This window comes from Cellulomonas sp. NTE-D12 (assembly GCF_027923705.1).
In the GTDB taxonomy this organism is placed as follows: domain Bacteria; phylum Actinomycetota; class Actinomycetes; order Actinomycetales; family Cellulomonadaceae; genus Cellulomonas.
In genome coordinates, this window is sequence record NZ_AP026442.1 from 1,249,630 (window position 1) to 1,263,147 (window position 13,518).

A 13,518-nucleotide genomic window follows, 5' to 3' on the forward strand; every position below is an offset into this window, starting at 1 on the left:
ATCCGACACCGCGGGTGCGGCGAATTTCAAGGCCTCGTGCCGGGCGTCGACGGCGGCCCCGGCCCGAGCGTCTCGACGGCTGCGACGTGCCGGCGCGCGCGTGTGACCATCAGGGGGTGAGCCCCGTCGTGAACCCGCGAGCCGCCCTGGCGCACGCCCTGCTCACGCGCGTCGCCGGACCGGAGCCGGACGAGGCGCGTGACCGCATCCACCTGACGCCGGGCCCGCGGTGGTTCGATCCGGACAGCCCCATCGGCCGGGTGCACGGGGACGCCTCGATGTTCGTCGGTGGCGTCGGCGCCCTGCTGCTGCAGTCGCTGCACCCGCTGGTGATGACGGCGGTCGCGGACCACTCCGGCTATCGCCAGGACCCGTGGGGACGGCTGCAGAACACCGCGACCTTCATCGCTGCGACGACGTTCGGCACCAGCGCCGCCGCGGAGCGCGCGATCGCGATCGTCAAGGCGGTGCACAAGCGCGTGGTCGGCGCCATGCCCGACGGCACGCCCTACGCCGCCGGCGACCCGCACCTGCTGTCCTGGGTGCACCTCGGCGAGGCGGAGAGCTTCCTGCTGGCCCACCAGCACCTCGGCCGGCGGCCGCTCGACCGGGCCGGCTGCGACGAGTACGTCGCGCAGACCGCGGTGGTGGCGCGGGCGCTGGGCGTCGTCGACCCGCCCGTGACGTACGCCGGCCTGCGCGCGCAGCTCGCCGACTTCCGCGGCGAGCTCGCCGCCACCTCGGCCGCTCGTGATGTCGCCACGTTCCTGCTGCACACCCCGCCGCTGCCGCGCGCCGCGCGTCCGGGCTACGCGCTGATCACGTCCGGCGCGCTGGCGCTGCTGCCGCCCTGGGCGCGGCGGGAGCTCGGCGTGCACGCCGCACCGGTGCTGGACCCGCTGCGCCGCGCCGGAGGCCGGGCCGTCACGGCGACCATCCGGTGGGCGTTGGACTCGGCGGAGCCGGGGCGGGCTCCCGAGGCGGTCGACGCCGCGCGGTAGGGGTGCCGTAGCGGTGCGGTAGCCGCTGCGGCCGGCGGTCCGGTGCCCGACGGCGCCGCGCCGGTAGGGTCCCGAGCGTGACGGCGACCAGGACGACGACGGGCCGGGCGCTCGTCGTCCCCGCCGTGCTGCTGGCCGCGCTGGCCGGTGCCTTCGTCGCCACGCAGGGGCGGCTGAACGGCGACCTGGCCACGGCCGGTGCCGGGGCGCTGCTGTCCGCCTGGCTGTCCTACGTCGGCACGCTGGTCACCGTGGTCCTGGTGATCGTGGTCCAGGGACGGGCCGGGCCGACGGTGCGGATCCTGCGTCACCAGGCGCGCTGGTGGTGGTACGCCGTCGGGTTGTGCGGGGTGCCGATCGTCGTGATGTTCGCGGTGGGCATCCCGGTGGTCGGCGTGGCGATCGCGTCCGTGTGCTCGGTGGCCGGCCAGACCGTCGCCGGGCTGGTGCTGGACGCCCGCGGCGTCGGCATCCCCGCAGCCCTGCGCCTCACCGGACGGCGGCTGGTCGCCGCGGTGGTCGCGGTGGCGGGCCTCGTCGTCGCCGTCGGCTCGGCGCCGTCGTCGGACCTCGGCCGCGTGATGGTGCTCGGCGCGCTGATGTTCGTCTCCGGTGCGGTGCTCGCCGGTCAGCAGGCGGGCAACGGACGGGTGAACCTGCTGACGCGCGACGCCGTGCTGCCGGCGCTCACCTCGTCGGCGGGCGGCACGGTGGGTGTCAGCGTGCTGGTCGCCGTGGTCGCGGCAGCCGGTGGGCTGCACGGGGTCGCGGTGCCGAGCCGTCCGGGCCAGTGGTACCTGTACCTCGGTGGTCCGCTGGGCGCCGCCATCACGGTGCTGGCCGCATGGTCCATCCGGCACCTGGGCACGTTCGCCCTCACGCTGGGCGTGCTCGCCGGTCAGATGGTCGCGGCGGTGGGCGTCGACCTGATCTGGGGCGTGGGCGCTCGCGGGTGGACGTACCTGGCCGTTGCCATGATCACGGCGGCGACGGTGCTGGTGGTGCTCCCGCAGCGCGCCCTGCACCGCCGTCCGGCTGCCGGTTAGCCGCCCGTCAGCCGCGCGGGGCGATCCAGGGGCCGGTGCCCTCGGACGGGTCGAGGATGCCGTCCTCCGCCCAGGTCATCCGCCCGGCCATGACGGCGCGTGCGAGCCGGTTGTCCGTCGGGCCCGTCGAGCCGCCCAGACCTCGGAACAGCGCGTCGACCCGAGCTCGGGACTGCTCGCAGAACGCGTCGGCCAGGCGGACGGCGTCCGCCCCAGCCACCGGGTCCGAGCGGCGCATCGCGACGGCGCGGGTGCAGACCGCGGACATCGCGAACAGCTCGGCCCCGATGTCGACGATGTGGCCGAGCAGCACCTGCCGGCGGTCCAGCCGGGCCTGGTAGCGGGCCATCGCGTAGAACGTGCGCCGGGCCAGCGCGCGCGACGACCGCTCGACGAACCTCACGTGCCGGGCCAGCCGGCCGAACTCCGCGTACGTGCCGGGACGCGAGCCCTCACCGGCCAGCAACGAGGGGAACCAGCGCACGTAGAACTTGCTCGCGCCGACCGCCGAGCGCGCCTTGGCGCCCCACGAGGCGTCCCGCGACGCCAGCTCACCGGCCGCCGCCAGGTGCGCGTCCACCGCCTCGCGGGCGATCAGCAGCCGCATGATCTCCGACGACCCCTCGAAGATCCGGTTGATGCGCATGTCCCGCAGCAGCTGCTCGGCACCGACGGCCCGTTCACCACGGGCCGCGAGGGAGTCAGCGCTCTCGTACCCACGCCCCCCGCGGATCTGCACCAGCTCGTCGGCCACCCGGTACCCCATCTCGCTGGCCCACAGCTTGGCCAGCGCCGCCTCGATGCGGACGTCCTTCTGGCCGGCGTCGGCCAGCCGGGCGGACAGGTCGAACACCGACTCGAGCGCGAACGTCGTCGCGGCGATGAAGGCCAGCTTCGAGGCGATCGCCTCGTGCTCACCGACGGGCCGGCCCCACTGCACCCGCTCGGTGGACCACTGCCGCGCGATGGACAGGGCCCACTTGCTGCCGCCCGCGCAGATCGCCGGGATCGACAGCCGACCGGTGTTCAGCGTGGTCAGCGCGATCTTCAGGCCCTGTCCCTCGCGGCCCAGCCGGTTCTCCGCGGGGACGCGCACCTGCCGGAACCTGGTGACCCCGTTCTCCATGCCGCGCAGCCCCATGAACCGGTTGCGGTGCTCGACGGTGATGCCCGGGGTGTCCGCCTCGACGACGAAGGCGCTGATGCCGCCGCGCTCGCCGTCGTGCGGGGGCACGACGGCCATGACGACCAGCAGCTCGGCGATCGGGCCGTTGGTGGTCCACAGCTTGGTGCCGTCCAGCAGGTACGCGGCACCGTCCTCCGTCGGGGTGGCGGTGGTGCCGAGCCGCGCAGGGTCCGAGCCGACGTCGGGCTCGGTGAGCAGGAAGGCCGAGATGGCGCCCGCGGCGCAGCGAGGGAGGTACTCCTGCTTCTGCGCGGGGCTGCCGAACTGGTGGACGGGCTCCGGCACACCGATCGACTGGTGCGCGGACAGCAGCGCGCCCAGGCTCGGGTGCACGGTGCTGACCAGCATCAGCGCCCTGCCGTAGTCCACCAGCGAGAGGCCGAGGCCGCCGTACCGCTGCGGGATCTTCATGCCGAAGGCGCCGATCCGTCGCAGGGCCTCGACGACGTGCTCGGGGATGTGGTCCTCGCGCTCGATCGCCCGGCCGTCGATGGTGCGGCACACCTCGAGCAGCTCCGCGCGGAACGTGGCCCCGCGTGCCTCGGCGTCCGGGTCGGACGTGGGGTACGGGTGGATCAGGCCGACGTCGAAGGAGCCGAGGTACAGCCCCTTGGCGAAGCTCGGCCGGGTCCACTGCGTCTCACGGGCCGCCTCTGCGACCTCACGAGCCTTGCGCTCACCCGGGGTGGGAGCCTGGTTCACGGCGACGTTGCTCACGGCGAGCCTCCCGCAGCGGGACCCGCACCGAACGGGCCGGCCGCTCGTCCCGATGTTACCGAGCGGTCACCCTGTCGGGCTCGTCCGTCAGGGTGACGTCTCCCAGTCGGTCGCCCCCTCAGTGGCCGGCCGCGTCGCCGAGCACCTCGCGGAGACGGGCGGCGAAGGCCTCCGGCTGGCCGGGCTGGCCGAAGCCGGGACCGACGAAGCCGGCGTGGTGGCTGGGGAACACGGTCAGCTCGGTGCCGAGCGCCGCGGCGAGGGCCGCGGAGGCACGCCAGGTGACCAGGTCCTGGCTCTCGATGCCGGCGGCGACGACCACCCGGGTCGGTGCCGCCCGCAGCGCGGCGACGTCCGGGCGGTAGGCCGTCACGTCGTCGGACACGCCGGACAGCAAGGGGTCCTCGCGCGACCCGTCGTCCTGCGTCGGCAGCCCGAACACGGCGGGGTCCGGCGGCTGCGCGCCGAAGTCGTCACCGAGCTCGCCGCGCACCGAGGTGAACGCGATGAACATGGCCATGCCGGCGCCCCAGCCGTGCGCGGCGTACTGCTGCTGCACCCGGCGCTCGGCGGCGAACGCCCGCTCGGCGTCCGGCAGCACCGACAGCAGCGGCGGCTCGTGCGCGACGAGCGTGCGGACGTCCTCGGGGTGCTCGCTGACCAGGGCGAGCGCCGTGACGGCCCCGCCGCTGCTCGCGAACAGGTCCACCGGCCCGGCACCGAGCCGCGCCACCAGGTGGTGCAGGTCGTCCGCCTGCTGGGTGGGGCTGTTGCGGGTGGAGCCGTCCCGGCGGGTGCTGCGGGCGAGGCCTCGCGGGTCGTACGTCACCACGGTCCGCTCGGGGAACAGGGAGGCGAGCGTCGCGAACCCGCGGGCGTCCATCGGCTGACCGATCATCAGCAGGGGCGGCCGGCCGTCGGTGGTCGGGAGGGGACCGTGCACGTCGTAGGCGAGCGTGGCGGTCGGCAGCTCCAGGTGCTGCGTCGAGATCGTGTCCGTCATGGCGGCGCTCCTTCGTCGGGCCGTGATCGTCGGGCGGTGACCAGCGTCGGCTGCCGCCCCGTCGTCGTGCAGACCGCTGTGGCGGCACGGACTCATCGTGGACCTCGGTCCCTTGCCCGAGCCGCTGGCTGGCACTACCGTCTACCTTGCATTGCATAGAACTAGGCGCGACACGGTAGACGGGAGGTCCCGCGTGGCAGACGGACGCGAGGGCATCCCGTCGCAGTTCCGCAAGGGCGTGGTCGAGCTGGCCATCCTGGCGCTGCTGCACCAGGAGGAGGCCTACGGCGGCGAGATCGTCGAACGGCTGGCGGCGTTCCCGGGGCTGGCGATCAGCGCGGGCACGGCGTACCCGCTGCTGTCGCGGCTCAAGCGGTCGGGGCTGATCGCGTCGGTGTGGCGGGAGTCGCCGGTGGGCCCGCCGCGCAAGTACTACCGGCTGACGGCCGCCGGCGAGGAGTCGTTCGCCGACCTGGCGAGGGCATGGAACGGGATGAAGAACGACATGGACCAGCTGCTCGGCACGGACGTGGCGCCATGAACGGGCGGCCGCCCGCCGCGCAGGCCGTGGTGGACGAGTACTTCGCGGCGCTCGTGACGGCAGCGGCGAGGAGCGGCGCGCCGATCGGCCCGGACGAGGTCGCGGAGCTGCGGGCGCACGTCGCGGAGCGGCTGGCCTCGACGGCCGGCACGGCGCAGGACGCCGAGCGGGTGCTCGCCGAGCTGGGCGACCCGGCACGGCTGGCCAGCGAGTTCGCCGCCACTCGTGAGGACGACGGCGAGGGGCCGGCCGGGGGCGGTTCCCTCGTCGGACGAGTGCTCGGCATGCCCTACGACCTGCGGAACCCGAGCTCGGACCGGTACGCCACGCGGATGTGGGACCCGTCGAACCCGCACGTCCTGGTGCCCAAGGCGCTCGGCGTGGGCTGGACGGTCAACTTCGGCGCGCTCGCGGTGGCGCTGCACCTGGTGCGCCCCGACGACGAGGACGCACCGTTCGCCTCCGCACCGCCCGGCGTGGTCACCGGCACGCTCGCCGCGCCGATCGCCGTGGTCGTCGTCCTCGGCGCGCTCGTCGCGACCCGCTGGCGCACGCTGCCGGCCACCGTCCCCACGCACTGGGACGCGGCGGGCCACGCCAACGGCTACTCGAGCCGCGGCGCCGCGCTCGTCCTGGTCGGGCTGATCGCCGTCGTGCCGCTGCTCTTCGCGGTCGGGGTGCACCTGCGCCGCCGGAGCGCGGTCAACCGGGTGGTCGCCTCGGCGCTGAGCCTCGGCCTCGGCACCGTGGCGCTGGCCATCGCCGTGCAGACCCTCGTCAGCGCCGGTGGCGGCACGCGGCCCTGGATCACCTGGCTCGGGATCGTCGGCTTCGTGGTGCTGCCGTTGGCCCTGCTCGTCGGCGTCTCGCGTCTCGGCCGTGCCGCGGAGCAGCGGCGCGACCTCTCCTCCTCGAAAGGACAGTCGTGGTGAACACGCAGCTGACCAGCCTTCCCGGCCCCCTGCTGGTCGTGGTGATCGTGCTCGGGGTGGTCCAGCTGACCCTGGACGTCATCGCCCTCGTCGACCTGGTCCGCCGGCCGGTGGACCGCGTCGCGCTGGGCAACAAGTGGGTGTGGGTGGCGATCATCCTGCTGGTCAACATGCTCGGGGCGATCCTCTACCTCCTCGTGGGCCGCCGGCCGGCTCCCGCGGCCGAGGTGGCCGCGCCCGCGCAGCTCGGCCCTCGTGCCGGCAGTGTCGCGGACTCGCTCTACGGACCGCGACCGCCGGTGCCGGGCGGCTCGGGTGCCGGTGCCGCTCCGGGCCCGGTCGGCCCGCCTCCCGTCGACGAGCAGGCCACGGACCCCGGCCGCGACGAGGCCGACCCGCGATGACCGCGACCACCCCCGACACCGCGGCGATCCGCACGACCGCGCTCACCAAGGCCTACGGCGCCAAGTGCGCGCTGGACGCCGTGGACCTCACGGTCGAGGAGGGCTCGATCTTCGGCTTCCTCGGCCCCAACGGCGCGGGCAAGACGACGATGCTTCGCCTGATCACCGGTCTGGCGCGACCCACCAGCGGTCGCGTGGAGGTGCTCGGCCACGACGTCGCGACGGCGGGCAACGCCGTCCGTGCGCAGATCGGCTTCCTGCCGGACGTGCCGGGGTTCTACGACTGGATGACGGCCGAGGACTTCCTCCGCTTCGCCGGGCGGCTGTTCGGCCTGCACGGCGACGCGCTGGACGAGCGCGTCGTCATGCTGCTGGACCTCGCCGGCCTCACCGGCGTCGGCACGCGGATCGGCGGCTACTCGCGCGGCATGAAGCAGCGGCTGGGCGTCGCGCAGGCGCTGGTGAACGCGCCCCGTCTGCTGCTGCTCGACGAGCCGACCAGCGCCCTGGACCCGATGGGCCGCAAGGACCTGCTGGAGATGATCGCGTCGTTGCGCGGGCGCACCACGGTGTTCTTCTCGACGCACATCCTCGGTGACGTCGAACGGGTCTGCGACGCCGTGGCGATCCTCGACCTCGGGCGCGTCGTCGCGCAGGCGCCCATCGCCGAGCTCACGGCGACGTACGGCGCACGCAAGGTGGTGCTCGACGTCACGGACGACGCCGACGGGCTGGCCGCCGAGCTGGCCGGGCGCCCATGGGCGTCGGCCGTCCAGCGGGGCACCAACGGGTCGATCGAGGTGACGGTGGTCGACCTGGCCGCGGCGCAGCACGAGATCCCGGCGATGGTGGCGGCGCGCGGCAGCGGGCTGTCCCGGTTGGACGCGGGGGAGCTGGGGCTGGAGGACGTGTTCGTGGAGCTGGTCGGAGGGGAGCGGCGGTGACCGGGTTCTCGGTGTTCGCACGCAAGGAGGCGTCCGAGATCCTGCGCACGTGGCGGCTGTGGGTGCTGCCGGGGATCCTCGCGTTCTTCGCGCTGACCGGTCCACCGCTGGCCCGCTACACGCCGCAGATCGTCCAGGCGGTCGCCGGCAACCAGCTGGCCGGGTTCACCGTGCCGGAGCCGACCTACCTCGACTCGTACGCGCAGTGGGCGAAGAACCTCACGCAGATCGCCCTGCTCGCCCTGGTGATCATCTACGGCGGCCTGGTCTCGGCGGAGAGCCGCAGCGGCACGGCGGTGCTGGTGCTGACCAAGCCGGTGTCCCGCAGCGCGTTCGTGCTGGGCAAGGCGCTGGTGAACGCCGGGTTCGTCGCCGTGCTGCTGGTGGGCGGGACGCTGATGACGTGGGGCCTGACGGCGGCGTTCTTCGGCACGGCCCCGGGGTCGGGGCTGTGGGGGTCGGCGCTGGTGTGGCTGGTGCTCGCCGTGCAGTTCATCGCCCTGATGACGCTGCTGTCGGTGCTGATCGGCTCGGCAGCCGGTGCCGCGGGCGCGGGCCTCGGCGTCTACGTGCTGCTGTCGATCGCCTCGATCTGGAAGCCGCTCGCCCGGTACTCACCCGCCGGCCTGCCGACCCAGGCGACCGCCCTGGCCGCGGGGACGGAGGCGTCGGCGCTGTGGCCCGTGGTGACGTCGCTGGTGCTGTCGGTGCTGCTCGTCGCAGCGGCCGCGCTGGTGTTCCGGCGCAAGGAGCTCTGAGCTCCGGCCGGCGGGGGCGGCGGCGCGTCGCTCAGGCGTGCGGCAGCGGCGCCCGGCGCAGCACGGACGCCGCGTCGGACGTCTCGGGCACGGGCAGCTCCAGCACCGTCCGGCCCAGCCGGAGCGCCGCGACGACGACGCCTGCGTAGGTCTGGTGCGGACGCACCGTGAGCTGGTCGACGCGGTCCAGGGGGATCGTCGTCCGGCACACGGAGTGCACCGGGACGTGCCCGCGCACCCACCACGCGCGTCGGTGGATCACCGTCAGCTCGCGCGGCTCGGCGCACAGGATCGCCGCCTGCAGCGTCATCGGCCACGCGAAGTGGACCAGCCGGGAGACGGCCCCCACGAGCCCGCGGGAGTCTCGGGGCGTGACCACGCGTCGCTGGTGGGCGGCGAGGAACGTCACGGCCGGCTCGCTGCGGAGCACGGCGCCGTACTCGCTGACCAGGGCGAGGTCGGCGGCGAAGTGCTCGAACTCGACGTCGCCGTCCCGGGCCTCGCCGGGCAGCCGCACGTCCGCCGTCGAGCCGGCGAGGTACCGCGTGCGCACGACGCCGACCAGGCGGTCGACCATCGCCTGCGACGACCCGTTGTACCGGACCGTCAGTGCCGGCTCGCCCGTGGTGAGGTGGAAGGTGAGCTGCCCGTCCAGCAGGTCGGTGCCGGACTCGATCGCCGCGATGCCCGCGTAGGGGACGGTGGCGGTGGTGTAGCCGCCCGGCTGCCGGCTCAGCACGGTCAGCTGGTCGGGACCGGCGGCGAGCAGGTGGTCGTACAGGTCCATCTGCGGGGTCGCGTCCCGGCGGGCGATGTTGCGCGGCACCTTGAGGACCAGCTCGCTGCTGTCGAGGTCGAGCGGCCCGTCCCGGAACAGCCGCGGGACCTCCTCGGGCGTGCGGACCTGGTAGACCCACGGCCCGAACGCGTCGTACTCGGCGGTCATGGGCAGACGGTACGCCGGATGGCGGCCGTCGCCGCCGGGGACCGGAGCCTGATTCACAACTGCAATCTTTCTATTGCACTTCAGCCGGACGAGTGCAACTCTGTGGTTGCACCAAATCGACCTGAGAGGACAGACTCATGACCATGACCACCAACCCGCCCGCCGTCAGCGACCTGGAGGGCTTGACCGTCACGCGCGCGGTGACCATCGACGCCCCCGTGGAGAAGGTCTGGGCCGCGATCACCGAGCCGGAGCACATCTCTCGGTGGTTCGGGCAGCGCACGGTGCTCGACGAGCTGGCGCTCGGCGCCCGCGGCGTCTTCTCCTTCGACGGCTACGGCGACTTCCCGGTGCTGATCGAGGAGCTCGAGCCGCTGCGGGTGATCGCCTACCGGTGGAGCAACGACAACGCCCGGGCGCTGAGCGGCACCGACGTGGACCCGGAGCACTCGACCGTGTTCCGGTTCACCCTCGAGCCCGCCGGGGCCGGCACCGTCCTGACGGTGGTCGAGCGGGGCTTCGGCACGCTGACGGATCCGCACGCGGCCCTGGAGAGCAACCGCGGCGGGTGGACGGCCGAGCTCGACGAGCTGGTCGCCTACGTCGAGAGCATCGCGTGAGCACCAGCACCCTGGTCCCGGTGCTGGCCGCGCTCGGCGACGACACGCGGTGGAGCATCCTGGCCGCGCTCGGCGAGGGCGACGCGTCGGCGTCCGCCCTCGCCGGGCGTCTGCCGGTCAGCCGCCAGGCGATCGCCAAGCACCTCCAGCTGCTCGAGCAGGTCGGGCTGGTGGAGCCGGTGCGGGTGGGCCGGGAGGTCCGCTACCGGGTGCTCGGTGCCCGGCTCGGCGAGACCGCCCGGACGCTCGAGCAGGTCGGGGTGCAGTGGGAGCGGCGGCTGGCGACGATCAAGGAGATCGCCGAGGGCCTGTAGGGGGCGTGGCTCGGGACCGGGGACGCGGCCGGGGCGCAGCTCTGGGGCCGGTCACCGGGAGTTCACCCGTAGTTTCACCCGCTCACAGGGTTGTGCCAGGGCCTGACCAGCGAGTTGACGGCTCGCAGTGCACATCGGTGCAGGTCAGGCGGGTTCACCAGGTGGCCACGTGCCGTCAGTGGTGGGGACCTTGGTCCCATTCCTAGCGTCGCCGTGTCGCCGGCCTCGATGCCGCGGCGAGCACCCACAGCCCTGACGACGGGAGCACCCATGTTCGAGCGCAAGCTCATCCGACCGGCGACGGTGGTGACCGCGGCACTCCTGGCCGCCGCGGTCGGCACCGGCGCCGCCTATGCGGACGGAGCGTTCGGCAACTCGCCGCTCACGCACCGCACGGTCGGCAAGCAGGCCGACGGGTCGTACCTGACCCAGACCAAACAGTTCGTCACCCCGGTGGGCGACGTGATCAAGGAGAACGGCCGGCCCTTCGGCCTCGCACTGCGCCCGGACGGCAAGACGGCGGCCGCCCTCAACACGGGTGGTGCCACCACCGGCATCGTCACGGTGTTCGACCTGGTCAGCGGCAAGGTGCTGCAGCAGACGGGCGGCGGGAAGATCTCCGACGGCGGGATCGTGTACTCGCCCGACGGCAAGTACCTCTGGGCGGCTCGCCCTGCTGATCTGCAGCGGTTCCCGGTCAACGCCGACGGCACGCTCGGTACGCCCGTCACGGTCGCGCTGCCCGGCACCGGCGGCCGCAAGGCGGTGCCGGCCGGCCTCGCCTGGGCGCCCGACGGCACGCTGCTCGTGACGTTGAGCGCCAACGGCACCCTCGGTGTGGTCGACCCGGTCAGCAGCACGCTCGTGAAGCAGATCCCGGTCGGCAACGTGCCGAACGGTGTGGTCGTCGTCGGCGGCAAGGCCTACGTGAGCAACCAGGGCGGCCGGCCCGCCCAGCCGGGCGACCAGACCGACACGTCGTACGGCACGGCGATCGTCACCGACCACAACGCGGCGCCGACCACCGGCACGGTCTCGGAGGTCGACCTCGGCTCGGGCGCCCAGGTCAAGACCTTCGCCGTGGGGCTGGAGCCGAGCGCCCTGCTCGCCGTCGGTCCCACCGTGCTCGTCGCGAACACCGACGACGACTCGGTGACCAGCATCGACACCGTGAAGCAGCAGGTCGCCCGGACCTTCAGCGCCAACCCGGCACCCGGGGCGCCGTTCGGTGCGCAGCCGAACGGCCTGACCATGCTCGACGCGACGCACCTCGCGGTCAGCCTGGGCCGGGACAACGCGGTGGCCGTGTACGGCTACCAGGACGCGTACTCGCAGCCCACCTTCGAGGGCCTGATCCCCACCGGGTCGTTCCCCACCGGCATCGCGCAGGACGCCGCGCTCGGCAAGCTCGTGGTGGCGAGCGAGCAGGGCGTCGGCTCGGTCGGGCCGGACGGGACGGTCGCCGAGGGGGTCGGCACCACGCCGGCCACGTCGCACCTGGGCTACAACTTCGTCGGCACGGTGCAGACGATCGCGACGCCGACCCCCGCGCAGATGGCCACCGACACCGAGCAGGTGTTCCGCAACAACCAGTGGAACGACCTCGACAAGCGCAACCAGACGGCGGACAAGAAGAAGGCGTCACCCGTCGCGGTGCCCGTGCGGATCGGCGATCCGTCGACCATCCAGCACGTGTTCCTCATCGTGAAGGAGAACCGCACCTACGACCAGGTGCTTGGCGACGTGGCCAAGGGCAACGGCGACGCGAGCCTGGCCCAGTTCGGGCAGCGGATCACCCCGAACATCCACTCGCTGGCGACCACGTTCCCGCTGATCGACAACCTCTACTCGGACGGCACCAACTCGGCCGAGGGGCACCACTGGCTCGACCAGGCGTTCGTCAACAGCTACATGCAGCAGATGTACGGCAACTACACCCGCTCCTACCAGACCGGTGACCCGCTCTCCGACGTGAAGACGGGCTGGATCTGGGACGACGCCGTCTCGCACGGGAAGTCGGTGACCAACTGGGGCGAGCAGATCGACAGCTACACCGACGCGAGCGGGAAGGGCACCACCTCCGACAGCTGGACCAGGTGGCTGGCCGACTCCCACGTGCTCGACGGTTCGGCGACCGGCTCGCTCAACTACCCGCTCGGCACCTACACCGCCAAGACCGACATCCCGTCGCTGGCCGCGGTCACCAAGCCGGACTTCCCCAACTTCGACCTGAACATCCCCGACCAGTACCGCGCCGCGATGTTCGGCAACGACTTCGCCGGGTACGTGAAGAACGGCAACCTGCCGGCGCTGAACATGCTGTGGGTGATGAACGACCACACGGCCGGCACCACCCCGGGCGGCATCACGCCCGAGGCCCACGTGGCCGACAACGACCTGGCGGTCGGCCGCATCGTCGACACCATCTCGCACAGCCCGTACTGGAAGAACAGTGCGATCTTCGTCGTCGAGGACGACTCCCAGAACGGGGTCGACCACGTCGACGGCCACCGCAACCCGACGCTGGTGGTGAGCCCGTACGCCAAGCGGGGCGCCGTGGTGCACACGTACTACAGCCAGCTGAACGTGATGCGCACCATCGAGCAGATCCTCGGCCTGCCGCCGATGAACCAGGAGGACCTGACGGCGGAGCCGATGTTCGACGCCTTCACCGACAAGCCGGACCTGACGCCGTACACCGCGCTGTCGAGCAACGTCCCCCTGACCGAGACGAACCCGCAGCCCGGGGCGGCGCCGACGGCGACCACCACCGCGGCGAAGGGGTCCACCACGTCTGCGCTGCAGACGGCCTGGGCCCAGTGGTCCGCCAAGCAGGACTGGAAGTCGGAGGACATGGTCAACATGGCCCAGGGCAACCGCGACGTCTGGTACTCCGGCAACGGCTTCACCACGCCGTACCCGGGTGACGCCAAGGTGCTGATGCCGGACGAGGTGCCCGGCGCCGACGCAGGCCCGGACACCGACGCCGGCGCAGGCACGGGTGCGGCGCCGGCGTCTCCGGCAGCCGCGCCCGCGGCGGGGGGCGACGGCTGATCTCGTTCGCTCGGCCCTGACGCGACCGGCCCGGTGGGAGCACCTCACCGGG

The 13,518-nt window shown here is 73.2% G+C and carries 13 protein-coding genes; 10 read left to right on the top strand and 3 right to left on the bottom strand.

Translation table 11 applies throughout. From position 1 onward, the window contains the following. Positions 1–116: 116 nt before the first annotated feature. Positions 117–1,001 carry an oxygenase MpaB family protein gene (locus tag QMF98_RS05735; protein WP_337975067.1) on the top strand — a complete coding sequence of 295 codons (885 nt, stop codon included), beginning with the start codon at positions 117–119 and terminating at the stop codon, positions 999–1,001. A gap of 77 nt (positions 1,002–1,078) precedes the next feature. Continuing rightward, the gene (locus QMF98_RS05740) at positions 1,079–2,047 is read left to right on the top strand and encodes a DMT family transporter (protein ID WP_337975068.1); all 969 of its coding nucleotides are present in this window, start codon (positions 1,079–1,081) and stop codon (positions 2,045–2,047) included. A gap of 7 nt (positions 2,048–2,054) precedes the next feature. Here QMF98_RS05740 and QMF98_RS05745 read toward each other — a convergent pair whose 3' ends face one another. Both QMF98_RS05745 and QMF98_RS05750 read right to left on the bottom strand, forming a co-directional pair. Next, on the bottom strand, positions 2,055–3,950 hold the full coding sequence (locus QMF98_RS05745; protein ID WP_337975069.1) for an acyl-CoA dehydrogenase family protein: 1,896 nt from the start codon (positions 3,948–3,950) through the stop codon (positions 2,055–2,057). A 118-nt stretch (positions 3,951–4,068) separates the two neighbouring features. Beyond that, the gene (locus QMF98_RS05750; RefSeq protein WP_337975070.1) at positions 4,069–4,953 is read right to left on the bottom strand and encodes an alpha/beta fold hydrolase; all 885 of its coding nucleotides are present in this window, start codon (positions 4,951–4,953) and stop codon (positions 4,069–4,071) included. Between the two features lie 193 nt (positions 4,954–5,146). On the opposite strand from QMF98_RS05750, the gene QMF98_RS05755 reads away from it, so the two are divergent. From QMF98_RS05755 to QMF98_RS05775, 5 genes are read left to right on the top strand one after another with little or no spacing between them, the layout of a single operon-like run. Further along, a complete protein-coding gene (locus tag QMF98_RS05755) occupies positions 5,147–5,494 on the top strand; it encodes a PadR family transcriptional regulator (protein WP_337975071.1) in 348 nt (115 codons plus the stop codon). Beyond that, the gene (locus tag QMF98_RS05760) at positions 5,491–6,426 is read left to right on the top strand and encodes a DUF1648 domain-containing protein (RefSeq protein WP_337975072.1); all 936 of its coding nucleotides are present in this window, start codon (positions 5,491–5,493) and stop codon (positions 6,424–6,426) included. Before QMF98_RS05755 ends, QMF98_RS05760 begins: the two co-directional genes overlap by 4 nt. Then, complete coding sequence (locus QMF98_RS05765; protein WP_337975073.1) at positions 6,423–6,830, top strand: PLD nuclease N-terminal domain-containing protein; 408 nt, start codon at positions 6,423–6,425, stop codon at positions 6,828–6,830. The genes QMF98_RS05760 and QMF98_RS05765 overlap by 4 nt, the downstream gene beginning before the upstream one ends. Beyond that, positions 6,827–7,774: an ABC transporter ATP-binding protein gene (locus tag QMF98_RS05770; RefSeq protein WP_337975074.1), complete on the top strand. Its 948-nt coding sequence runs from the start codon at positions 6,827–6,829 to the stop codon at positions 7,772–7,774. The genes QMF98_RS05765 and QMF98_RS05770 overlap by 4 nt, the downstream gene beginning before the upstream one ends. Next, complete coding sequence (locus QMF98_RS05775) at positions 7,771–8,532, top strand: ABC transporter permease (RefSeq protein ID WP_337975075.1); 762 nt, start codon at positions 7,771–7,773, stop codon at positions 8,530–8,532. Before QMF98_RS05770 ends, QMF98_RS05775 begins: the two co-directional genes overlap by 4 nt. A 31-nt stretch (positions 8,533–8,563) precedes the next feature. Here the strand turns inward: QMF98_RS05775 and QMF98_RS05780 are convergent, their stop codons facing one another. Beyond that, complete coding sequence (locus QMF98_RS05780) at positions 8,564–9,478, bottom strand: hypothetical protein (RefSeq protein WP_337975076.1); 915 nt, start codon at positions 9,476–9,478, stop codon at positions 8,564–8,566. A gap of 143 nt (positions 9,479–9,621) precedes the next feature. On the opposite strand from QMF98_RS05780, the gene QMF98_RS05785 reads away from it, so the two are divergent. The 3 genes from QMF98_RS05785 (at position 9,622) to QMF98_RS05795 (ending at position 13,466) form a co-directional block, all read left to right on the top strand. Beyond that, complete coding sequence (locus QMF98_RS05785) at positions 9,622–10,098, top strand: SRPBCC family protein (protein WP_337975077.1); 477 nt, start codon at positions 9,622–9,624, stop codon at positions 10,096–10,098. Continuing rightward, positions 10,095–10,412 carry an ArsR/SmtB family transcription factor gene (locus QMF98_RS05790; RefSeq protein ID WP_337975078.1) on the top strand — a complete coding sequence of 106 codons (318 nt, stop codon included), beginning with the start codon at positions 10,095–10,097 and terminating at the stop codon, positions 10,410–10,412. Before QMF98_RS05785 ends, QMF98_RS05790 begins: the two co-directional genes overlap by 4 nt. A 270-nt stretch (positions 10,413–10,682) precedes the next feature. Next, positions 10,683–13,466 (top strand): alkaline phosphatase family protein, encoded by a 2,784-nt coding sequence (locus tag QMF98_RS05795; protein WP_337975079.1) that lies wholly within the window; start codon positions 10,683–10,685, stop codon positions 13,464–13,466. The last annotated feature ends 52 nt before the right edge of the window (positions 13,467–13,518 follow it).

Coding starts and splice junctions, on each gene's coding strand:
- QMF98_RS05750 (WP_337975070.1), bottom strand. CDS start 4,953: ATGACGGACACGATCTCGACGCAGCACCTGGAGCTGCCGACCGCCACG.
- QMF98_RS05760 (WP_337975072.1), top strand. CDS start 5,491: ATGAACGGGCGGCCGCCCGCCGCGCAGGCCGTGGTGGACGAGTACTTC.
- QMF98_RS05770 (WP_337975074.1), top strand. CDS start 6,827: ATGACCGCGACCACCCCCGACACCGCGGCGATCCGCACGACCGCGCTC.
- QMF98_RS05780 (WP_337975076.1), bottom strand. CDS start 9,478: ATGACCGCCGAGTACGACGCGTTCGGGCCGTGGGTCTACCAGGTCCGC.
- QMF98_RS05785 (WP_337975077.1), top strand. CDS start 9,622: ATGACCACCAACCCGCCCGCCGTCAGCGACCTGGAGGGCTTGACCGTC.
- QMF98_RS05795 (WP_337975079.1), top strand. CDS start 10,683: ATGTTCGAGCGCAAGCTCATCCGACCGGCGACGGTGGTGACCGCGGCA.